Source organism: Bacteroides sp. 3_1_13 (assembly GCF_001185845.1).
In the GTDB taxonomy this organism is placed as follows: Bacteria; Bacteroidota; Bacteroidia; order Bacteroidales; family Bacteroidaceae; genus Bacteroides; species Bacteroides xylanisolvens.
In genome coordinates this window covers 1796975-1821470 of sequence record NZ_KQ236955.1, presented here as the reverse complement: position 1 = coordinate 1821470, position 24496 = coordinate 1796975, and the positions used below count along the sequence as shown (strand labels likewise).

The following is a 24496-nucleotide window of genomic DNA, read 5'->3' as shown; positions in this document are numbered from 1 at the left end:
TCTATCCTATTATATCATTATTAATGATTACCATTTCGGGTTTTGTTTCAACTTTTTGTTCAATTCCAATTCTGAAGGAGGGATCGGTAACAGATAATCCCTATCTGCATGGAATTGATATCCGCTTGGCAGAGTCCCGGCCATCGGATCCGCCCATTTGTTATCATCAAGGGTCAGACGCTCTCTGATTCTTTTCTGATTATCCGGACTGTAAGATTTGAATAAAATAGATTCATCACCTACATAAGCACCTTTACCACGCTTTCCGACAATCAGTTTATCGGCTTTCCAACGCATGAGATCATCCAGCCGGAAACCTTGCAAAGCAAGTTCAGAACGGCGTTCACGACGGATTTCCTGTAAAACAGGAGTCAATGTATAACCGAAATCGGTGAAATTAGCATCCTTTGCCGGTGCCAGATATTTCACTCCTGCACGTTCACGAAGCGCTTTCAATGTCTTATTCGCTATATCATCGCTCCACATTTCCAGTTCAGCAGCAGCTTCTGCATAAGCCAAAAGACCTTCGGCATAACGAATAATAGGTAAAGCAGTCTCACCATTACCACTTACAAAGGTGGTATCTATTCCCAAACGGATGTGATAACCCGTCAAAGAACGTGTGTTTCCATCTCCTGCCAATTTAGGAGGACTAATAGTATTCTTCTTCTCATCCGTATATTCTTCCAGATGCATTGGGGTCGCAGTAGTGGCAGAAGCAAATTTGGCACCTTCATTCATCACCGTTTGAATCAATCTAGGGTCACGGCCTTCAAATGTTTCCTTAAAATCCTTAAATTTCTCATTTGTCGGATCAATAAATGTTCCATCGGCATTCAGATAATTATCCACCAGGCTTTGAGTAATTCCGGCAGCTCCTTCCGAGTCGACAACACCTGCCTTCAGATTACCGTTGACATCATGAAAGACTCCTTCATCACTCGAATATTTCCTCCACAATAGCACTTCGCCCATTCCTGACAAATCTTTGCTATTGAACAATGCCGCAAAAGCATCTCCCGGATTTTGCCCGGTTTTATACAGATCAATGCCACAACCGAACAGTTCATTTCCCCAGTTAATAACTTCACCCAAGAAATAATTTGATTCGTTAGTGGAAGATGCAAAATCATCGCTGCTGTGATACTTTTCCCAAGTTCCTTCATACAACGCCACATTCATTGCCAAAACCATGGCAGCTTCTTTATTGATACGAATTCCGGAATATTTACCGCGCGAATGCAACAGATTCTTCGCCTCAACCAAATCACTCAAAATAAATCGGGCTACCTCATTACGTGTCTTTGCGGGAATCTGTAATCCTGCGATTGTCGCATTCTCATCCCAAAAAGCATCCATTACCGGAATAGAACCGAATTTCTTCAATAAATCGAAATGCCAATAGGCACGTAAAAAGTAAGCCTCCCCTTTCAACGACAGTACATCTTCGTTTTCCTGTGCTTCGGGTACTTTATAATTATGGAAAAAATAGTTCACTTTACGCAGGTTCTGATAACCAGTCTGCCAATCGGAAGCTCCGCTAAACTGGTTATTCTGTCCATGCAAACGGGCATCATACTTTTCTGCAATAATATTGTCACTATTCTTTTCTTCACTGCGAACTCCCAAACCGAACTTACTAAAAGACGGCAACGTCATATATAGTCCGTTAATATAGTTTTCAACCTGTATGGCACCTGTCAGAAAATTACCGGCTTCCGGCTTGGTTATCGGTTCTCTATCCAGAAAATCTGAACAGGATGAAAATGGTAATATTGAAGCGGCTACAAAAGCCATTATATATATTCTTTTCATATCTTATGGTTTAAAAGGTAAATTCAATACCAAATACGTAGTTTTTATTCAACGGATATACCTTTCCGTTACCATTTTGCTTCATTGGGGAAGTCAATCCCGGAGCAGTTTCGTTACTACCCCCAGCCCATGTATTTACCTGATTCAAGGTTTCAGGATCGAATACGTCCGGCAAATTGTCAATCGTGAAGAGATTATCACAAGTGAAATACACTTTCAAGTTCTCCAATCCCATCTTCTTAACCAGTTTAGGCTGGAAGTTATAAGAAATCATCAAGTTTTTGAGTCGCATATAAGCTGCGTTCAATAAATAACGTGAAGTGTTGTAACCTACGTTCGCATTATATTCAGGACTGTCGGGTTTTGTCAGACGCGGCAGGTAAGCCCCCGGGTTGTACACATTATAATAATCCAAATGTTCTTTAAAGAAGTTGGAATCACCGCTAAACAGATAAGTACTTGCAGCCATCGGGAAATCACGTTTCATGACTCCCTGGAACAATGCGGAAACTTCAAAACCTTTATAACCGGCATGTAAGTTCAGACCGAAGGAGTAACGAGGAGTCGTATTACCGATAATTTTCAAATCACCGTGATCTTTCAATGTACCCGAACCCGGATCAATTTTACCATCACCGTTCGAATCGATATATTTCAAATCACCACGTTGCCAATCCTTATTCGGTTTGAAGAAAGACATGTCTACTCCTCTCAGATATTCATCCACTTCCTGGTTGGTGAGAAACAGATCATTTGCTTCATATCCCCAGATTTCACCTAAATCCATTCCCTGGTAATAACCTTTGTTACGAACCAGACCGGTGTGGTTGTTATAAATCAATCCTTCCGGATTATTGTATTTGGTTACCACTGCTTTGTAGTCAAAGATATTGAAACCGATTCCATAACTGAAACCATTCTTCAGCTGGTCAGACCAGTTAACCGACAATTCCCATCCACGGTTACGTAGTGTTGCATTATTTACTTTAGCACGTTGGTCAACAGCAATACCGCCAATATCAGGAATTGCTTCAGCCGGGCCAATCATGTCTTTGGTCGTACGTTGGTAAATATCCGCCGTAATCGTCAAACGATTGTTAAGCAAAGTCAGGTCGAAACCTAAGTTGGCATTATCCACTTTTTCCCATGTAATGTACGGGCTTACCATAGAAGGTGTTAAAGCGACTGTACCACGTACCGGAGTAGCCGAAGTGACACCGGAAAGCAACCATGCATTTGAATAGTCCGGTCTCAATGTCATGAAGTTCAGATAATCATATAGTCCGGCTCCATTCTGATTGCCTAAACGTCCGTAAGACAAACGCACTTTCAACTGTGAAACAGGCAAGCTCCATTGCTTGAAGTAGTCGGTACGGGCAATGTCATAACCGGCAGAGAAAGAAGGGAAAAATCCCCAACGATTGCCGGAAGCGAAACGTGACGAACCATCATAACGTCCGCTAAATTCCAGAAAATAGACATTCTGGTAGTTCCAGTTCAAACGGGTATAGAATCCCATGGTTGCCCAATGGTCACGCGCTTCACTATTATAGGCTTTTCCGTTTGCATTGTCAAAAGAGAATGTATCATCGCTCATCACTCCGTCTTTATACGCATACATGCTTGAGTTTTGCTGCACTTCCATCTGGAAACCGGCCATTGCCTTAAAGAAATGGTCACCCCATTGATTCGTATATGAAGACGACACACTGGGAGACAAATAATAGTTGAATTGATTTCCACGAGTCATTGATCCCCACAAAGAATTCGAATATTCGATACCGGGATAAGAATATCCCTGCCGGGGAGCGGTAACATTCTCTATGGTTCCGTCGGGCCGTGTGGTACGGGGCTGCTTCTGCAAGAATTCATCATTCTGCACATCAAAACGAACTTTCATCTCTCCGATAATGTCCCAGCCTTTCAGAGGCGTAACAGTAGCTGCAAAAGTCATGGCATCAGAAATGCGGTTCTGCGAATAGCCCACATTGTCCAGATACAAAGCTTCATTCCATGAAGGAAGATTATAAAGCCCGGAAATAGGAACTTCAGTCACCATATTAGGCTGCGAACGAGCTATCTGATGATAAAGAATAGACATATCGGGGAGCGGGCGGGAAATCAGATTCAACGTGATATTGTTATTGAAGTTAAACTTCAACCAGTCATTCGGCTTGATCTGAAATTTGGTATTCACGTTGTATTTATCCAGAGAGTCTTCTACACGATCCAGCAAACCACCCTGGTAAGTATAACCCAGACCGACATAATAAGTCACTTTGTCCGATCCACCGGAGATACTTAGATTGTGTGAATGACGCAAAGATTTGTTTTTATAGAAATAATCAAACCAGTCGGTATTGGCATACTGCGATTCACCGCCACGCCAACCGGTATTCTCCTGATTGGCGGTAATACCGGGCAGACCTTCACCATAGGGGTTCTGCAAAAACTGATTCATCAAATCAATAGTCTCCTGTGAGAAGTATGGAGACTCACCAATTGCCGAACGGTACGCATTTTTATAATTGGCAAACTCTACAGAGTTCATCATCTCGGGCATGTTGATAGGTGCACTCATACCCACAGAACCGCGATAAGTCACCCGGGCTTTATCCTGTTTACCGCTCTTGGTCGTTACTAACACCACACCATACGCAGCACGAGCACCATACACGGCTGCTGCAGAAGCATCTTTCAATACACTGATACTTTCTATATCGGCAGGATTTACATTCTGCAAGCTCTGTTCCACACCATCCACCAATACATAAGGCTCTCCACCATTAATAGAACCGATACCGCGAATATTAAATTTGATTTCTCCGCCAACTTCACCACCGGTACCGCTTTCAGAAGCATCCGAAGCAAAGTTCAAACCAGCCACATTACCTTGTAAGGCGCTGGTTACATCCGTCACAGGACGGGTAGCGATTGCATCCGCATTAACTGTTGCTACAGCCGCTGTAATAGTATTACGTTTCTGTGTTCCCATACCGACTACCACCACTTCATCTAAAGTTTTGGAGTCTTCCTTCATCACGAACCGATTTCCTGTTAGCTTAGTGATTTTCACTTCCAAAGGAGCATAGCCCACATAGTTGACAGTTATCGTTGTACCTACTTTACCGTTAATTTTAAAGTTTCCATCCAAATCGGTAATGGTACCATCAGTAGAACCTTTCACCATAACGGTTGCTCCGATTACGGACTCGCCACGTTCGTCTACCACCTTACCAGTGATAGTGCCCTGTTGAGCAAAGAGCTCCACAGGGAAGAACAGTAAAAGCATTGAAAAGAGACACACCAGTTGCATCCTAATCTGCATTTTCTTCATAACATTATATTAAAGTTAATACTAAAAGTTTTTTTGAGTTCCATTTGCCAATAGCCCACACTATCCGGCATTGAAATACACCACAAAAATAGATTGATTGGCAGAATGGCGAGTTCATAAAATCGCCAAAATGTTTCCAAAAACATCCATATTCCGTTTTTGAACGTCTTTGTGGCGGTTTTTGGAAATATTTCTTTTGTTTTAGCGGAATTAATCATACTTTTGTTTCACTAATCTCCCCTTAATAATCTTGACTGATGAAAAAAAGTATTTGGATAAAACACTTTTTCTGCTTACTGGCTTTTCTTATCGTAGGCACATTTCCAGCAATAAGTATAGGTAACCATTACGACTTTAAACTGATTGGTTCCCAAAACGGAATGCCGTCTATCATCAGCTGTATCTATACCGAACAAAAGGGATTCATCTGGATCGGTACTCCGACAGGACTAATCAGATTTGATGGAACGGAACTCAAAAAGTACACCGCACAACCTGATAATGAAAATTCCCTGCCTAACGACAGTATCCTGCAAATTATTGAAGATAATCAGCAGACAACCTGGATACTGACCACCACAGGAATCGCCCGTTATTCTCTTATTCACGACAACTTCTTTATCCCCAAACTAAATAATCAGCCCATCATTGCCAAATCGATCTGCAAAATAGCAGACGGGCTTCTGTTCGGAGGGATCAACAAGATATATAAATATTCTTATGCCACCAACACGATTTCTCTCATACGGGAATTCAAGACCGACGAGCCGTTCATTATACGATCCATACAAATGTGGAAACCCGATACCATATTGTGTCTAAGCTGGCAACAGGGAATACTGCAAATGAACCTCAAGAATTTCGAGATAACCCCATTTCCTTTCCAATACGGGAACGACAACGTAGGAATCATCATAGACTCCCAACAAAGAATATGGCTGTCAACCTACAACAATGGCGTCAAGTGTTTCTCCGCCCAGGGAAAATTGATAGCCAGCTATACCACTCAAAACTCCCGTTTGAGCAGTGACATCGTATTGTGCATGACCGAATTCAAACAAAAAATATGGATGGGAACAGACGGGGGAGGTATCAATATCCTCGATCCCACAACCGGCAATATTACCGTACTCGAACATATCTCCGGAGATAATCATTCCCTTCCCACAAATACAATACTCTGCCTGCATAGCGACTCTGCCGGAAATATATGGGCGGGAAGTAAACGTGAAGGGGTTATCAACATTCGTGAAGTATCCATGAGAACTTACACTAATGTTGTGTTAGGGCACAACAAAGGATTAAGTCAAAGTACGGTATTACAACTATATCAGGAACCGGCTTCCGAAGAACTCTGGATCGCTATGGACGGAGGAGGTATCAATAAATTCATTCCTTCTACAGAAACATTTGTGCACTATCCCGACACTTGGGGAGACAAGATGGTCTCCATCACCGGCTTCACACCCAACGAATTGTTAGTATCTGCCTTTTCCAAAGGTATCTTCATATTCGATAAAAAGACAGGAAAGAAGCGTCCTTTCGCTATTATGAGCCCTTCATTAGAGCATCACATCCGCTATAGCGGACAGCCAATCAACTTATACCGGGATACTCCCAATTCGATCTTAATATTAAGTTCGCCTCCTTACCGCTACCATACTTCCACCCGGCAACTCACTCCTGTCCCTTGTGCCAAAGAAGTGAAAATAAAAGGCTTGTTGAGTTCCATTGGATATGATTCCACTGCCATTTACCTGAACGATCCTTATAATATATATAGACTGGATCGTAAAAAAGACACAGTGGAGATATTTGCAAGTGCTCCACAGGGATTCTTCAATGCTGTATCCAGGGATGACAAGGGCGTATTCTGGATTGCAGGCACCCGTGGCCTGTACACCTATCACCCTGATACCCGCAAATTCGAAAGAATTCCTACCACCTTATTTAATGAAGTAAATACCGTGTTATGCGACAATAAAGGGAAAGTGTGGATAGGAGCTGAACAGAAACTCTTTATATGGCTCACCGATACCAAACGTTTTGTATGGTTCGGAGAAGCGGATGGAATTTCCCCCAATGAATACTTGGCCGAGCCCCGTCTCATTTCCCCCAAAGGCAACATCTATATGGGAGGTGTAAAAGGCTTACTATGTATCAATGCAGACACTCAAATAGAAAAGAGTAGTGACTCTCCAGAAATACGCCTTGCCGAACTGACCATAAACGGAGAGAACAGGATGTATCAGCTCAATCAAGACAAGATATCCATCCCCTGGAACAGTAAAAACATTAAGATCCGTGTCATGACTTATGGTGCGGACATTCTCCGGCTCAAAGTCTATCATTTCCAAATGGGAGACCTTAAAACCGAAGGCTACAACCCTGAATTGATGATCCCATCTCTTGCTCCGGGAAGTTATCCCATCATGGTGAGCTGTAACACACAGGAAGGAAATGAAACAACTCCCCAGTTTCTTTTCACATTAAACGTACTGCCACCCTGGTACAGAAGCTGGTGGTTCGTTTCTCTCTGCATCATTGCTTGCATAGGCATTGTGGTACAAATTGTTTTCGTTCTGCTTCGACGCAAAGAAAACAAGATGAAATGGATGATGAAAGAACACGAGCAGAATGTGTATGAAGAAAAAGTTCGTTTTCTGATTAATATCAGCCATGAACTGCGAACTCCGCTCACACTCATATATGCCCCGCTAAGCCGCATATTAAAGACACTTCCTTCTACAGATGCCATTTATCCACCGTTGAAGAATATACATAAACAGGCTCAACGGATGAAAGATCTTATCAACATGGTGCTGGACGTACGTAAGATGGAAGTAGGAGAAACCAAGTTGAAACTCCAAGCCTATCCATTTAACTCATGGATAAAGGAGATTGGTGCCGATTTTACGGACGAGGGAGCTGCCCAGGAAGTGCAAATAGATTATCAGCTCGACGACAGCATAAAAGAGGTGGTATTTGACAAGGGTATGTGTACAATCGTAGTCACAAACTTATTGACGAACGCACTGAAACACAGTCCTAAAAACACAACCGTCACTATCCGTACCAGCAAAAATGACTCATACGTCCGTGTTTCCGTTTTGGATCAGGGAGAAGGTATGCAAGAGGAAGACATGGAGAAAGTATTCATCCGTTTCTATCAAGGCAAGCAGGAAATTGGCGGTAGCGGAGTCGGACTTTCATACGCCAAGATGCTGGTGGAATTGCATAAAGGTAAAATCGGAGCCATGAACAACGAAGCGGGAGGAGCCACTTTCTTCTTCGACTTACCTTTGGGATTGGAGTCGGGCGAAGTCATCTGCCAGCCGAAACCTTACATCAATGAATTGATTACACCGGACGTAGATCATGAGATCAACGCTCCCGAGACACTCGACTTCTCTACGCAGAATTACACAGTGCTATTGGTAGACGACAATCATAACCTGACAGATTTCCTCTCCAAAGAATTGAAATCCTTATTCAAAGCAATTTATATAGCACATGATGGCCGGGAAGCTTTCGAAATAGCGCAAAAGCAAGTTCCGGATATTATAGTGAGCGATGTGATGATGCCGGTTATGAATGGATACGAACTGTGCAAAGCGGTAAAAGAGAATATCGGCATCAGTCATATTCCTGTGATTCTGCTCACGGCACGCAATGATGAACAGAGCCGACTGTATGGGTATAAAATCGGGGCGGACGCTTATCTGGGAAAACCTTTTGAGATAGACACTCTTGTTAAGATTATACAGAACCGGCTATACAACCGGGAGCAAACGAAAGAGCACTATCAACATATAGGCAACTTCCCTCAACCGCTGGAGAGTACTTTCAGCCAGGCGGATGAAACGTTCTTGTTAAAGTTTAACAAGCTCATTTCCGAGAATATCAGCAATCCGTCTTTAGATATTCCTTTTATCTGCAGAGAGATCGGAATGAGTAAAACATCTCTTTACAACAAGTTGAAGGCTATCACCGATATGGGGGCAAATGACTATATCAACAAATTCAGGTTGGAGCAAGCCATTACTCTGATAAAAACCACCGATCTGACATTTACTGAAATATCAGATCAGATAGGTTTCACTACTTTACGTTATTTCAGTACTGCATTCAAACAGTACACAGGCTTGACGCCCACGCAGTATAAAAATGAATGCAGGAGTGAGAATAAATAAGATATTCTCACTTAAATAAGGTAGTATTACTAATTAGAGTAGGCCCTCATCTGCAAAGCTGAAAAATCCGTCTTCACAAACGATGACGTGATCTATCAGACGGATATTCATCGTTTCCGCCGCTTTATGGATATGCTCTGTCAAACTCCTGTCCGGTTGGCTGGGATGAATATTTCCCGAAGGATGGTTATGCACCACCGCGATTTGTGTAGCTCTTTGCAGCAATGCTTCCCGGAGAATGGTGCGCACATCGGTATAAGTTCCGTCTATGCCACCAGTACTTATACGTACCTTATCAATTAGTTTGGTTGCCTGGTTCAATAGGAGCACCCAGAATTCTTCCTGTTCCAAGTCACACATGATCGGTTGGAAAATATCATAGATATCTTTTGAGCAAGTGATTCGAAGTCTCTCTTTGGTTTCTTGCAGCTTTCTTCGTTTGCCTAATTCCAAGGCTGCCATCACTGTAATGCTCTTTGCGGGTCCCATACCTTTGAAAGAGGAATAGTCACACACTTCCCATTTTGCCAATGAATTCAGATTGTTATCACAAGACAGGAGCAGGCGTCTCATCAATTCGACAGCACTTTCTTCCGTATTTCCGGAGCCAATCAATATAGCGAGTAGTTCGGCATCACTCAATGCGGCTGCTCCCTTCTCCATCATTTTTTCCCGTGGGCGGTCTTCCAGTGCCCACTGGTTGATGGATAGTTTGTGTTTACTTTCCATTATTAATCAAATTAAGTCACAAAGATACTCCTATATAACTGAAAAAATGAATTTTGGAAGCTATAAGTCTATTTTTAGAATCCCTTTACTTCCAAATATCGTAGTTTTGCGCTATCAAGATTAATATATAAACATCTAATAAATATGAAAAAGAGAATAAGCATCTTATCCATCTTACTACTATTAGGAATGACAGTATACGCTCAAACGGATATCCCGCAGGTGATTCCCTCCTTACAACATTGGAATGGGGCAAAAGGCAAACTGACACTACCGGAAACAGGAAAGATTATAATCGCTCCGGAAGCAGAAAGCCTGTTGAAAGAAACTGCGGAAATAATGGCAAAAGACTTAAAAGATATGTTCGGCTGGAATTATCAGGTAACCTCCGGAAAACCGAAAAATCATTCTATCTATCTGTCAGTGAAAAAATCGCCTTCATCATTGGGAGAAGAAAGCTATGAACTGGATATACGCAACCATGTAACCATCGAAGCCTCCACCGTAAAAGGAGTATTCTGGGGAACTCGCACACTGTTGCAAATGATCCATAACCAGCCTTTTGGACTCATGAAAGGAAAAGCATTGGATTATCCGCAGTATGCTCACCGCGGACTGATGATTGACGTAGCCAGGAAATTTTTCACAATGGACTATTTGCAGGATTACGTAAAAATTCTCTCGTTCTATAAAATGAATGAACTGCAAATACATCTGAATGATAATGGTTTCGTTGAGTTTTTCGATAATGACTGGAACAAAACATACGCCGCCTTCAGATTGGAAAGCGACCGTTTTCCGGGACTCACATCCAAAGATGGTTCCTACACCAAAGAAGAATTCCGCAACTTCCAGCAAATGGCCGCACGATATGGAATCAATATCATCCCAGAAATTGATGTTCCGGCACACTCACTCGCTTTCACTCATTACAATCCGATACTGGCAGCCGACAAAAAAGAATATGGTATGGATCATCTCGACCTCTATAAAAAAGAGGTATATGATTTCCTTGATACTTTGTTTGACGAATATCTCTCGGGAGATCACCCGATATTTGTCGGACCGGACGTACATATCGGCACTGATGAGTACAACCTCAAAGAAGCGGAACAATTCCGCTATTTCACTGAATACTATCTGAAGTATATCACCAAATATGGAAAAAATCCGCGATTATGGGGAAGTCTGAAACACATGAAAGGAAATACCCCCGTAAATCTGAAAGGAAAAACGGTCAATGCATGGAATTATAGCTGGCTAGACTTAGAAACCGCACTGCAGGAAGGAGCCAAAGCGATTAATACATGCGATGCATTTCTATATATCGTACCAGCCGTGAATTACTACCATAACTTTCTGGATCATCAATGGATATATGAGAGTTGGTCACCACGAATGATGCAAGAGGGAGAAATGATAGAGCAGTCTACTAATTTATTAGGAGCCATGTTTGCTGTATGGAACGACCGTGTCGGAAATGGAATCAGCCAACAGGATGTACATATACGCACCTTTCCTGCCATGCAGGTTATGAGCGAGAAACTTTGGAAAGGAGAAAACACAAGAAACATACCGTTTGAAACCTTCGAAACGTGGTGCAGGACAACACCGGAAGCACCGGGCGTAAATCTACAGGCCAGCATAGATGACAGAAAAGACCTAACGCTTTCCGGCCAGGAAATTATCCTGCAAGGTAACGACTCGGTTCTTACCTCTATACCCGAAATCGGTTATCCATATAGTGTGGAATTTGAAATCTACGCAGATCCAAAGCCCAATATCAATGCGGTCTTATTCAAAGGTCCCCATTCTGTTTTCACCGCGAACTGGCAAAATACGGGTAAATTCGCATTCTCGCGCGACGGCTATGAATTCATCTTCCATTCCTATCGTTTGCCTGTGGAAAAATGGACAAAGGTTCGTGTAGAGGGAGATGCCAAAGGGACCTCACTTTACATAAACGGAGAGCTACAAGAACGTTTGGAAGGACGAATCGGTGTAGTTTACAATCAGAAAAGCCTGCGTAAAGACAGCATTTGGTATCAGGAAACACTTATCTTCCCATTGAAACAGATAGGCGACAAATTGCTGGGGTTTAAGGGAAGAATAAGAAATGTGATTTGCACTCCACTAAATGAAAAAAGATATAGCCTATAAAAATTTCTTCGATTGCATCCATTACTTTTTTTCCATGAAAGTATAACTTGTCTGACACCCGGGTGTCAGACAACATTCCTTTTAAACAAAAATAGGAATGGTAATAGGCAAATAAAAAATGGATTACTTATAAAAATTCTTTTGGAAAGCCTCAAACTCATCCTTCCCTCTGATACAACGCTGCCACCATGCGCGCCAAAAGCCTGTACCATAGCCGATAAGCTGTATAAATGCGGCGGCAATGGAATAAACGCCAATAGACAGACTTTTATTCTGAATAGTAGAATCAATGCATACGAGTAATGCATAGAGAATGATAGGCGTGAAACTGAAGAGGCAGAAGGGGCTTCCTAATAATAGAAGCGCCACTCCCAATGTAAATACGGCTGGAAGCAAATGCACCAGTTTCAGAGAATCCGGATATTTCTTATAAAGATTAATACGGGCAATGCCGGAGTTATGCACCTGCTTGAAGAATTTTTTCAAGTCAGTCCGACGTTTATGATATACCCAGGCATCAGGAAAAAGACGACAAGTGTACCCATTCTTAAAGATACGGATACTGAAATCAATATCCTCCCCAAAACGCATCTTTGAAAAACCTCCCAAAGCCTCGTACACTGCCCGGCGAACTCCCATATTAAAACTACGGGGATAGAATTTGTCCATCTTCTTTTTTCCGCCACGGATACCTCCGGTCGTGAAGAAAGAGGTCATGGAATAGTTAATTGCCTTCTGAATATCAGTGAAAGAATCGTGTGCACGGTCGGGGCCACCAAAAGCATCGGCAGGAGAAGTGGTGAGCTCCTTCTCTACCGCATCGAAGTAGCCTTCGGGAAGGATGACATCAGAATCCAATATAATAAGGTATTCGCCTTCGCTACGTTCTGCTCCGTAATTACGGGTTTGTCCCGGACCGGAATTGGGTTTAGAGAAATATTTTATATTCAACCGATCTGCATACCGGTCTACTACTCCTTTACAGGGAATGGAAGAACCATCTTCAACAACAACAACCTCAAAACCCTTAAAGTGTTGTACAGTAAGACTTTGCAATAATTCATCCACTTCATCGGGACGATTATAAACGGGAATTATGACGGAGTAACGCATATCAAAAACGGGATATAACTATTTGATATGCAAAGTAAGACAAAAAAAAGATGGACTCGAAATCGAGTCCATCTTTTTTTTGTATATCAGCAATAAAATTATTACTTATTCAGGATATCCATTGTATCCGATGCGATCAACAGTTCTTCGTCTGTTGGGATCACTACTACTTTCACTTTAGAAGCAGGAGTAGAAATGATTGCTTCTTCACCGCGAACCTTAGCATTTACTTCGTTATCAAGTTCGATACCCATGAATTCCATATCCTTACAAACTTCACGACGACATTCCATCTGGTTCTCACCTACACCACCAGTAAACAGGATAATATCCACACCGCCCAATGCAGCAGCATAAGCACCGATATATTTCTTAATACGGTAATAGTACATCTTCTCTGCAAGGATAGCTTTCTCATTGCCAGCCGCACAAGCAGCCAAGAGTTCACGCATATCGCTTGATACACCCGAAATGCCCAGTACACCGCTCTTCTTGTTCAACAGATTGGAAACACCGGTTGTGTTCAAGCCTTCTTTTTCCATGATAAATGTTACTGCACCGGCATCAATATCACCGCTACGAGTACCCATCATCAAGCCTTCCAATGGAGTCAAGCCCATAGTAGTATCCATACATTTACCATCTTTGATAGCAGCGATAGAACCACCGTTACCAATGTGGCAAGTGATAATTTTCTGTCCTACCGGATTTACACCCAAGAATTCACATACACGTTTTGACACATAACGATGAGAAGTTCCGTGGAAGCCATAACGACGTACACCATACTTTTCATACAGTTCGTGAGGAATAGCATACATGTAAGCATAATCCGGCATTGTCTGATGGAAAGCCGTATCGAATACACCTACCTGCGGAATGTTAGGAAGAATAGCAGAAACTGCATTTACCCCTTTCAAGTTAGCAGGATTGTGAAGCGGAGCCAAGTCATTGCAAGCAGCGAAAGCTTCCAGCACTTCCTTGTTCAGCAATACAGATTCGCTGAAACGCTCGCCTCCGTGTACCATACGGTGACCTACTGCATTGATCTCATCCAAAGATTTAATAGCGCCGTATTCAGGATTAATCAGCGTGTTCAGGATAAACTCTACTCCTACTGTATGTTCAGGAATATCTTTCTCCAATATTTTCTTTTCACCATTCGGCAAAGTAAGTTTCAAGAATGATCCTTTCAGACCGATTTTTTCGATACCACCTTGTGCAATCACCTCTTTGGTGGTCATATCGAACAATTTATATTTAATAGATGAACTTCCGCAGTTCAATACCAGAATCTTCATGTCGTTGTCGATTTATACTTAATAGTTTATATCTAATACTTATTTATTCGCTTTTGCTGCAATGGCCTGATTAGCTGTGATAGCAATCATGCGATATACATCTTCGATAGAACAACCACGAGACAAGTCGTTTACCGGACAGGCAATACCCTGAAGAATCGGACCAACAGCGTCAGCATGTCCCAGACGTTGAACTAATTTATAAGAAATATTACCAACTTCCAAACTTGGAACGATCAGCACATTTGCTTCTCCGGCTACTGGAGAACCCGGCGCTTTGCTAGCACCCACTTCCGGTACAAGAGCAGCGTCAGCCTGCATTTCACCATCCAAATCAAGAGTAGGAGCCATCTCTTTTGCAATCTTAGTAGCTTCTACCACTTTATCCACTACTTCGTGTTTAGCGGAACCCTTGGTTGAAAAGCTCAACAGAGCTACTTTCGGATTTTCAATACCGGCAACCGCCTTGGCAGTCTGCGCTGTACAAACTGCAATCTGCGCCAATTGATTAGCATCAGGAACCGGGGTTACGGCCACATCACCCATGACCAAAATTCCATTCTTTCCATATTCGGGAGCATGAGTCAGGAGCAACATAGCACCAGATACGCAAGTGATTCCCGGAGCAGTCTTGATAATCTGCAAAGCAGGACGCAATACATTACCAGTAGTGTTGCGGGCACCAGCCAACTGACCGTCAGCGTCACCATTCTTCATCATTAAACAACCAAAGAATAAAGGATCATTCGTTAACTTGCGGGCTTCTTCGATAGTCATCCCCTTCTTTTTACGAAGTTCACACAATAACTGCGCATATTCTTCGTGTTTCGGAGAAGTTTCAGGATCAATGATAGTAGCTTTACCGATGTTTCCCAATCCCCATTTTGTAGCAAGTTCATTAATTTCTGCCGGTTTACCCAGTAAAATTAGATCGGCTACTTCGTCTGTCAAAATCATATTGGCAGCTTTCAATGTGCGTTCTTCAGTTCCTTCCGGAAGAACAATACGTTGGCGATTTGCTTTCGCACGCGCCACGATTTGGTTGATTAAATTGAGCATAGATATATTGAATATTATTATAAAACGTCCTTACAATTTGTAATTTGCGGTGCAAAAGTACTCAATTTTGCAATATCCACATTACAATTTCGGCTATTTTTCTCTCCCAAGTCTAAAATATTATAATATTTAACACTGTACTCCTATTTTTCATACCTTTGCAGTGTTTTCAAACAAAATCAATAGGTTATTAGTATATGATACGTCAGTGCGCCATTTTATTTGGCTGTTTGGCTTTGGGTGAATTAATAGTTTATCTTACGGGTATCAAGCTCCCCTCCAGCATCATCGGTATGCTGCTGCTCACCCTCTTTTTAAAATTAGGTTGGATTAAACTACACTGGGTACAGGGATTGTCCGACTTTCTGGTTGCCAACTTAGGATTCTTTTTCGTTCCGCCCGGTGTGGCTCTTATGCTGTACTTTGATGTTATTGCGGCAGAGTTCTGGCCGATAGTGACAGCGACCATTGTCAGCACCGCGCTTGTACTTGTCGTTACGGGATGGGTGCACCAAATCGTCCGCAAGTTCAGGCTGGCACGTCAGATTAAGCTGGCGCGCAAACTTCACCTGACGGATTTCCATCTGTCGGAGAAACTGCACCTTAAAGATAAAATCAACTTAACGAATAAAGACAAATGAGCTTCTTAGAGAATAATTTCTTTCTGTTGGCTATCACCTTCGGGATTTTCTTCTTTGCCAAATTGCTTCAGAAGAAAACAGGACTGGTATTATTAAATCCTATATTGCTGACCATCGCCCTATTAATCATCTTCCTTAAAATGACAAATATCTCATACGAGACCTATAATAAAGGAGGACATCTGATCGAGTTCTGGCTTCGCCCGGCTGTTGTTGCTTTAGGCGTACCTTTATATCTTCAATTGGAGATGATAAAAAAGCAGTTATTGCCAATCCTTCTGTCTCAACTGGCAGGCTGCATTGTCGGAGTTATTTCAGTAGTGCTGATTGCGAAGTTTATGGGAGCTTCCCAAGAAGTAATCCTGTCACTCGCTCCCAAATCGGTTACGACTCCGATTGCGATGGAAGTAACCAAAGCCATTGGCGGTATTCCGTCACTGACGGCGGCAGTTGTTGTGGCAGTTGGTTTATTAGGAGCAATCTGTGGTTTTAAGACCATGAAAATCATGCGTGTAGGCAGTCCGATCGCTCAAGGGCTTTCGATGGGGACAGCCGCTCATGCTGTCGGAACTTCCACCGCAATGGATATCAGCAGCAAATATGGAGCATACGCCAGTCTGGGACTGACACTGAATGGAATCTTCACTGCACTACTCACACCTACGATCCTTCGATTATTAGGTGTCTTGTAAAAACAAAATCTCTTGATTTTCCGTTATATAAAGAGTTAAACGCAAAAAGCAATTTTATGATTCCATTTAAAGATATCACATTAGCAGACAAAGACACAATCACCTCATTCACGATGAAAAGTGATCGCCGCAATTGCGATCTTTCATTCTCCAATCTTTGCAGCTGGAGGTTCTTATATGACACTCAATTCGCAGTGGTCGACAACTTTCTGGTATTCAAGTTTTGGGCGGGAGAACAACTTGCTTATATGATGCCCGTAGGTACAGGAGATTTGAAAGCAGTATTGTGGGAACTGATAGAAGATGCCCGCAAAGAGAACCAGCATTTCTGTATGCTGGGAGTGTGCAGCAATATGCGCACTGATCTCGAAGCTATCCTTCCGGAACAGTTCACTTTCACAGAAGACCGCGACTATGCGGATTATATTTATTTGAGAAGTGATCTATCTACGCTGAAAGGGAAGAAATTCCAGGCGAAAAGAAATCATATCAACCGGTTCCGCAACACTTATCCGGATTACGAATACACACCGATTACCCCGGACCGTATTCAGGAATGTCTGGATCTGGAAGCAGAGTGGTGTAAAGTGAATAACTGTGACCAACAGGAGGGGACAGGCAACGAACGTCGCGCCCTGATTTATGCTCTCCACAACTTCGAGGCACTCGGACTGACGGGAGGTATCTTGCATGTGAACGGTAAAATCGTCGCATTCACATTCGGTATGCCTATCAATCATGAAACATTCGGCGTACATGTAGAAAAAGCGGATACCAGTATTGAAGGTGCGTATGCCATGATTAATTATGAATTTGCCAACCGGATTCCCGAACAATATATTTATATCAACCGGGAAGAGGATTTAGGTATTGAGGGTTTACGCAAAGCCAAACTGTCTTACCAGCCGGCAACGATTCTGGAAAAATATATGGCTTGCCTCAAAGAGCATCCCATGAATATGGTAAAATGGTAAATCCATTATAAATATGATGATAAAGGAGCAAGTAAAAGCATTGTGGAAAATCTGTTTTGACGATAGTGAAGAATTCGTTGAAATGTACTTCAGACTGCGCTATAAAACAGAGGTGAATGTCGCCATCCAAAGTGGCGATGAGGTAATCTCTGCGCTTCAGATGCTTCCTTATCCGATGACTTTCGGCGGAGAAACAGTGCAGACTTCCTATATTTCAGGAGCCTGTACGCATCCCGATTTCCGAAGCAAAGGGGTTATGAGAGAGCTTTTATCACAGTCTTTCGCCCGGATGCTGCGGAATGGAGTATATTTCAGTACATTGATACCGGCGGAGCCCTGGTTGTTCGATTATTATGCCCGCATGGGATATGCTTCCGTATTCAAGTATTCAACTAAAGAGATCGTTTTGCCGGAGTTTATTCCTGCTAAAGAGATAGCGGTCAGTGTGGTTCCGGAATTTCAGGAAGAGATTTATTCTTATTTGAATAAGAAACTTTCCGAACGGGCTTGCTGTATTCAGCACACGCTGGAAGACTTTCAGGTTATTATGACTGATCTTGCCATCAGCGGAGGATACTTATTTGTAGCCAGACAAGAAAACGAAATCAAGGGGGTGACTATTATATATAAAGGAGACAAACATATCATTATCAATGAGCTTTGCGCTGAAGATAAAGATGTGGAATATAGCCTATTGTATGCTATCAGGCAACACACCGGATATAAGCGCATGGTTCAACTCTTACCTCCCGAAGATCAACAGCCTCAACATCCGTTGGGCATGGCACGTATCATCAATGCCAAAGAAGTGCTGCAAATCTATGCCGCAGCTTTTCCCGAAGATGAAATGCAGCTGGAATTATCGGATAAACAACTGTCGGTAAATAACGGTTATTATTATCTGTGTAAAGGGAAGTGCATGTATAGTACCGAGCGACTGCCCGGTACACATATACAGATGAATATTAGTGAACTAACAGGTAGAATACTCCAGCCGTTAAAGCCATATATGAGCTTGATGATGAATTAAGACACGAATTACACCACCTAGGAAGAGTACGAAAAAAAGAGTTGCAGATAATTCCTTCATATCTTTACTTATTTATATTCATATCTGTTTCTAATACATATACCATTTGAGGGTCAATTTCCGCTGTACGTTCACCATCTCCCTGACGGGTGTGTTGCACAAAAAGGTGAAGTTTCCGCTGTTTCTTCCAGAGCTCCGTATCATGGGACGGTTCCCAGGCATCCACGGAAAAGTCGGTCAAATCCGTTATCGTCCATTTACTAATGCCGACGTCGGACGCATGTGCCATTGAGACACGGCTTCCCCGTTCTTCGTCGCGGAAAATATAAAAGACTTCCCCACCCTCTACCACAATACGCGGACGGGCAATAGGTATCATTTTCGTACCGCCACCCTTCAAGGTAAAAGGTGTTTTGCGATCTGTGATCTGCCGTTGATGCCATACTTTCCCATCGTTCCAGACGATACGATATTGGGGCACGTTACTGTCGGGATCCCGCCAATAAGTGGCTATATACGGATTTCCTTCTGCATCGGCACTCATACTTGTTTGATTAATCAACTCACAGTTTTGAGGCAAACGACAGGCATACTCTGCATTAGACAATTTGATAGGAAGTTCATATTGCTCTCCACTTGATTTATACCAAGTCACTCCATTATCAAACGAACGGGCATAACATATATCATGGTTTGTTTCCACATGCCAGCTTTCGCGCCACACCCACGAAAGATGGATGGTTCCTTTCTCATCGACATACATTTGCCAATAAGCATTCCGTTTATTTTCTCCGTCAATCAGTATATCCTGCACACGAGTCCATTTATGTTCTTTCAGCGAATAACGGTTCATCACCAAGTTACCACGACCGGAAGAACCGGAACGGTAAACAAACAGTAAATCTCCTCCGGATAAAGAATAAAACTCCGGATAGGTGACATTTCCTTCGTCAACTCCGGTCATCGGTATTTTATCTCCCAGTTTCAGAGAACCGGGAGCAATGCTCCGGCAATAATTCAGTTTATGTCCATGATGATCGAAAGACACGTGTATGTAACCTTCTCCATCCACCATCATACTGATTACATTATGAGCATCCTTTACATTTCCCTGATATTGGGTACGGTGTAAAGTCCATTGTTTCGAATCCAGTTTCCGTTTTCCAAGTATCAGATAGCCGTCGTTATCGTAATAACTGATATATTGTTCCTCACCGTGCGTCACCAGCGAGTTATTCCGAAAGACCGTCGTATTGACCGAAGTACAGCTATATCCCTTTCCTACTTCCACCAAACGCTGGGAACAAGCAAGAGTAGGAACAAGTATTATTCCGCAAAGTAGTAGTAATATCCGTTTCATGCTTATCTTCTTTTTTATTTGTCAAAGATGGAAAGAGTCCATTTTTCATGCCAGGGAATTGTTATCTTTCCGTCTTTTACAAGTACAGGCAGCCATACATAGCGTGAGTCTTCCAAGTCTTTCTTTTTCCAGCGGTCGAACATAGCGATGTATGCGTCCTTCTTTCCGATAACAGGCTGAACATAAGTGCTCTGTGCGTAAAACGTTTTATCCGCATCCGGTCCCGTACAAGGATTACCAATCGTTTTCCACGTTCCCATAATAGAATCGGCCACTGCTATTTCGGCCACATTCGGATCCCAGCCTGTGCAACCGGAGCTTAACATATAGTATTTACCATTATATTTAAACACAGCCGGAGCTTCACGAGACTCTCTGACGAAATTACGAGTAAACCGTCCGCTAGGTTTCAGATAATCATCAGTCAAAAGACTAATATACATGGTTTCATTATTTTCCGAAGAATAGAACTGATAAGCACGTCCGTCATCATCCACAAAAACTGTCTGATCGCGGCTCATCGCATTGTTCGGACGGAAACTTTCCTGATAAACGAACGGTCCGACAGGAGAATCGGCAACCGCCACGCCGGCACAAGCCTTACTGTAATCGGCACTTTCCACATGTGCCCACATTACAAACTTACCGGTCTTCTTATTAAAGATAACTTTCGGACGTTCCAACACTTTGGAGGGATGCAGGTCATGATTCGGATCGTCTTTGACTGCCGGAAGCACAATTCCTTCAAATTTCCAATTCAGCAAGTCTTTAGAAGAGTAACAACCTACTCCGGTCACGTCTGTACGATAACACTCCCACGTAGCCCAGTCCGGCAAAATCGTTTTTCCTTTCTTGTATTCACCATACCAATAGTAAGTACCATTGTGATAAAGAAGTCCGCCACCATGGGCATTGATCGGATTTCCATCCGTATCATTCCACACTTGTCCGGGGATAAATGCTGTGTTCTTTTGTGCCTGCATTGATACAGGCAATAACAACGCGCAAACGACTCCTGATAATATACACTTGATTATTCTGCAATGTCTATTCATATTCATGATATTAAATAAGATTTCTTGTTTACAAAGATAGATGATACATTAAATATAAAGGTACACTTATGTGTCAAAAAAGGACTAAAAAACAATCATTCTCCGCTAAATGCACGATATTACAGAGCATTTGCACTTCGATTTTAGCCCGCGTTTACCATATAATACGATAGGGATAGGGATTTCACCTATCAGTTCACTCAATAAAAAGAACCTACCCGATTTCAACACAAAGTGATTTTCTGGTCGAGCAGGTCATTTATATATACACATAAAATGCTTTTCTGATAATCCGGTTTCCTAATCCTATATGGCACTTCTCTATCTATGCTTCTGAAGACATACCTTACCTGCTTCCTTATTCATTACTAACTGCCCTCTCTTTCATTAATAACAAACTTTCTTTTGATTATAGGTAAACTTCCTATTACCAATATGCAAACTTACTTTTCATTAAATGCAATCTATAAATGAAAGTTGCGTTTATAAAAACAGAACTTGCAATTATATAAATGGAACTTGCATTTATATAATCAAAGCTTGCATTTATAGTTTTCTTATAATGCAAAAGAAGTTTAGGTCCTATACAAAGGAAGTTTGTCCCTTATAGAAAAGAAGTTTTCTTATAATAGTCTGGAAACCATCTATTAATACTTCTCCTGCCAGCTATAGATAAAAGATTTAGCAGACTAGACAGCTGTAAAAGCCAGGGTAGAAAGGTGAAAGGAAGGTGAAAGCCAGCCCTTCACCCGCTAATGCCGATGAACAGGGCATTGTGAAAGGTGAAGGGTCTTTTCTTGAATATGATTATTTTAGTATACCAGCGTAAGGCAATGTCTGCAACCACAACTGAATGAATTATATCCACGAAACATTTCTCAAATATGATTTCATTCAAAGAATAAAGAAAGCAGTCTATATTGTTTATATTCAAGCAATTATTCATAGCACAATTTGTGTAGCATAAAAAATGCTACATAAATTATGCTATAAATATTGATTCTATCAAACTTTTACCGAACAATCATTGCCACATGATCCCACAACAAACGGTAGAACTATCATCTATTTGTTTACCAATACAGCACCTCCCTGCGGAAGAATCTCCAGCTGCACTTTACCGTTCTCTTTCACTTTCAACGGCACAAGCTGTGGCTCTCCTTTCTTATCATCCTTATACAGGGTAACCGTTTTTCCGGCAAACATCTCTAAATCCAGTTTCAACTTCAATGTTTCTTTTCCTGCATTCACAGCAGCCAGATACCAAGTATCATTGTGACGACGTGCCAACACGACATATTTTCCAGGATATCCGTCAATGAAGCGTGTCTCGTTCCAAGTGGTAGGAACCGCTTTCATATAGTCCATACAAACAGGAGAAACATCTTCCAGGTTGTTGGGAGCAAGCGCAAAGTTTTGTACCGGATTTTGGAATAATACGGTAGTGGCCAGTTGGAATATATCAGTAGTGCGACGCGTAGTTCCTCCGTCATTGTTGCGGTTCAGCCGTTTGTTCAGGAAACAACCGCCGAATTCCATGCTACCCACTGCATTGCGGATAAACGGATGCAGGCAAGCATTGAAGGCTTCTTCATCGCAGAAATGTTGGTTGAATACCATATTCTCGGATGCCAGTACGGCTTCACTACCTACATAATTCGGATACATGCGTTCCCATCCGCGAGGGATTGTACAACCGTGGAAGATCACCATCAGGCCGTGATCGTCAGCATCACTCAAGATATCTTCATACAAGCGCATCGTCTCTTGCTTGTCACCACCAAAGAAATCGACTTTAATGCCTTTTACTCCAAGACTCTGTAACCATTTCATCTCCCGTTTGCGAATAATGGCGTTGTCCATGTGATTAACCGGTCCTTGCTCAATATCATTCCAATAACCGGAAGAGCTATACCATAAGAAGAGTTCCACGCCTTTACTACGTGCGTATTCTACCAAAGACTTCATGCGGTCGCGACCGATGTTCGTATCCCACCAGTTATCAATCAACGCATACTCATATCCCATTGCCGCAGCAAAATCAATATATCGCACCTGATCGTCATAGTTGATACTACCATCCTGCCAAAGAATCCAGCTCCATGTGCCGCGTCCGAAACGGTAGTCATATTTTGTTTCATAAAGAGGACGCACGACATCCCACGCAACAGTTGTTTCCACAATCGGTTTCAAAGTTTCGCCAACTGTTATGGTACGCCAGGGAGTAGCTCCCGGCAAGGCAAATGCCGGAGCAACCGTTCCGTTGCCATTATTTTCTTCTGCCATCGGGAAAGCAATCGTATACAGATTACCTTCGCTCACATCGCTTAAACGTGAGCCGCAATATCGACTGTCCACTCCTGTCTCGCTAACCAGCACCCAACCATCGTCACCAATACGGAACAGGCAAGGGAAGGTGTAACCATGCCCGTACTGGGAACGGTCACTCATCGGAGCATCTGCCTTGTATTCTTCCTCATAACTGGGTTTTGTACGCTTCCATCCTATCATGGCATCGCTTTGCGGACACAAGAAAGTAGTAGTCTGTTGCGGGAAACGGAAACCGGTTTCTTCGGCAGTCACCGTTACACTTCCTTTTCCATCCTGACGCGGCAGGGTATAACGGAAAGCTACATCATTGTTGCTGACACGAAAGACAACATCTATTTTCTGTCCTTTCGGATTCTCAAATTGACAGTTCAGCTCGTTTGCCTGATAATGCACTTGTGAGGTTTTAATACGATCCTGACGATAGACGGTATCAATCGGGGTGACCGTATGCCCTGTCAGTTTCATTCCTTTAGCAAAGTCACCAATATTCGTGTTCATACCCAAAGGTGATTTCTCCAGCATGGTTTTCCCATTATAGGTAATGGAATAACTTGGCTTTTCGGTAGGGGAAGTAAAGACAACCAATTGCAGTTTTTCATCCGGTCCTTTCACGACCACGTCTTGTGCCATCAGCGAAGTCAGACAGCAACCAGCCACCAGTAGAGTGCTTATTATCTTCTTCATATTATTCATGTTATTATGTTCT

General features: G+C 42.4%; 15 protein-coding genes. 6 read left to right on the top strand and 9 right to left on the bottom strand.

Annotation, left to right across the window (positions count from 1 at the left end; translation table 11 throughout):
- Window positions 1–27: 27 nt before the first annotated feature.
- Window positions 28–1815 carry a RagB/SusD family nutrient uptake outer membrane protein gene (locus HMPREF9009_RS06455; RefSeq protein WP_004299745.1) on the bottom strand — a complete coding sequence of 596 codons (1788 nt, stop codon included), beginning with the start codon at window positions 1813–1815 and terminating at the stop codon, window positions 28–30.
- 10 nt (window positions 1816–1825) lie between these two features.
- A complete protein-coding gene (locus HMPREF9009_RS06450) occupies window positions 1826–5152 on the bottom strand; it encodes a SusC/RagA family TonB-linked outer membrane protein (RefSeq protein ID WP_049701750.1) in 3327 nt (1108 codons plus the stop codon).
- Between the two features lie 257 nt (window positions 5153–5409).
- Here HMPREF9009_RS06450 and HMPREF9009_RS06440 point away from each other — a divergent pair, with 257 nt between their 5' ends.
- Window positions 5410–9345, top strand: coding sequence for a hybrid sensor histidine kinase/response regulator transcription factor (locus HMPREF9009_RS06440; RefSeq protein WP_083444151.1), 3936 nt, complete (start codon window positions 5410–5412; stop codon window positions 9343–9345).
- 33 nt (window positions 9346–9378) lie between these two features.
- Here the strand turns inward: HMPREF9009_RS06440 and radC are convergent, their stop codons facing one another.
- Complete coding sequence (gene radC, locus HMPREF9009_RS06435) at window positions 9379–10074, bottom strand: RadC family protein (protein ID WP_004299741.1); 696 nt, start codon at window positions 10072–10074, stop codon at window positions 9379–9381.
- Between the two features lie 144 nt (window positions 10075–10218).
- On the opposite strand from radC, the gene HMPREF9009_RS06430 reads away from it, so the two are divergent.
- A complete protein-coding gene (locus tag HMPREF9009_RS06430) occupies window positions 10219–12234 on the top strand; it encodes a family 20 glycosylhydrolase (RefSeq protein WP_008024428.1) in 2016 nt (671 codons plus the stop codon).
- Window positions 12235–12357: 123 nt separating this feature from the next.
- On the opposite strand, the gene HMPREF9009_RS06425 is transcribed toward HMPREF9009_RS06430, so the two are convergent.
- The 3 genes from HMPREF9009_RS06425 to pta form a co-directional block, all read right to left on the bottom strand.
- Window positions 12358–13347 carry a glycosyltransferase family 2 protein gene (locus HMPREF9009_RS06425; RefSeq protein ID WP_008024423.1) on the bottom strand — a complete coding sequence of 330 codons (990 nt, stop codon included), beginning with the start codon at window positions 13345–13347 and terminating at the stop codon, window positions 12358–12360.
- 101 nt (window positions 13348–13448) lie between these two features.
- Window positions 13449–14648, bottom strand: coding sequence for an acetate kinase (locus tag HMPREF9009_RS06420; protein WP_004305054.1), 1200 nt, complete (start codon window positions 14646–14648; stop codon window positions 13449–13451).
- Window positions 14649–14687: 39 nt separating this feature from the next.
- Window positions 14688–15707 carry a phosphate acetyltransferase gene (gene pta, locus HMPREF9009_RS06415; RefSeq protein ID WP_049701749.1) on the bottom strand — a complete coding sequence of 340 codons (1020 nt, stop codon included), beginning with the start codon at window positions 15705–15707 and terminating at the stop codon, window positions 14688–14690.
- A 197-nt stretch (window positions 15708–15904) separates the two neighbouring features.
- Between pta and HMPREF9009_RS06410 the strand changes: the two genes are divergently transcribed.
- The 4 genes from HMPREF9009_RS06410 to HMPREF9009_RS06395 are packed head-to-tail and all read left to right on the top strand — an operon-like array spanning window position 15905 to window position 19044.
- Window positions 15905–16348 carry a CidA/LrgA family protein gene (locus HMPREF9009_RS06410; protein ID WP_008024417.1) on the top strand — a complete coding sequence of 148 codons (444 nt, stop codon included), beginning with the start codon at window positions 15905–15907 and terminating at the stop codon, window positions 16346–16348.
- A complete protein-coding gene (locus HMPREF9009_RS06405) occupies window positions 16345–17040 on the top strand; it encodes an LrgB family protein (protein WP_004305057.1) in 696 nt (231 codons plus the stop codon). Before HMPREF9009_RS06410 ends, HMPREF9009_RS06405 begins: the two co-directional genes overlap by 4 nt.
- Window positions 17041–17096: 56 nt before the next feature.
- Complete coding sequence (locus tag HMPREF9009_RS06400) at window positions 17097–18014, top strand: DUF2156 domain-containing protein (protein WP_008024414.1); 918 nt, start codon at window positions 17097–17099, stop codon at window positions 18012–18014.
- A gap of 13 nt (window positions 18015–18027) precedes the next feature.
- Window positions 18028–19044 carry a GNAT family N-acetyltransferase gene (locus HMPREF9009_RS06395; RefSeq protein WP_049701748.1) on the top strand — a complete coding sequence of 339 codons (1017 nt, stop codon included), beginning with the start codon at window positions 18028–18030 and terminating at the stop codon, window positions 19042–19044.
- Between the two features lie 64 nt (window positions 19045–19108).
- Here HMPREF9009_RS06395 and HMPREF9009_RS06390 read toward each other — a convergent pair whose 3' ends face one another.
- From HMPREF9009_RS06390 to HMPREF9009_RS06380, 3 genes are all read right to left on the bottom strand, one after another.
- Window positions 19109–20404 (bottom strand): alpha-l-rhamnosidase, encoded by a 1296-nt coding sequence (locus HMPREF9009_RS06390; protein WP_049701747.1) that lies wholly within the window; start codon window positions 20402–20404, stop codon window positions 19109–19111.
- A 14-nt stretch (window positions 20405–20418) separates the two neighbouring features.
- Window positions 20419–21459 carry a glycoside hydrolase family 43 protein gene (locus HMPREF9009_RS06385; protein ID WP_049702283.1) on the bottom strand — a complete coding sequence of 347 codons (1041 nt, stop codon included), beginning with the start codon at window positions 21457–21459 and terminating at the stop codon, window positions 20419–20421.
- A gap of 1065 nt (window positions 21460–22524) precedes the next feature.
- Window positions 22525–24474, bottom strand: a complete 1950-nt coding sequence (locus tag HMPREF9009_RS06380; RefSeq protein WP_049702282.1) for a glycoside hydrolase family 97 protein — start codon at window positions 24472–24474, stop codon at window positions 22525–22527.
- Between the last annotated feature and the right edge of the window lie 22 nt (window positions 24475–24496).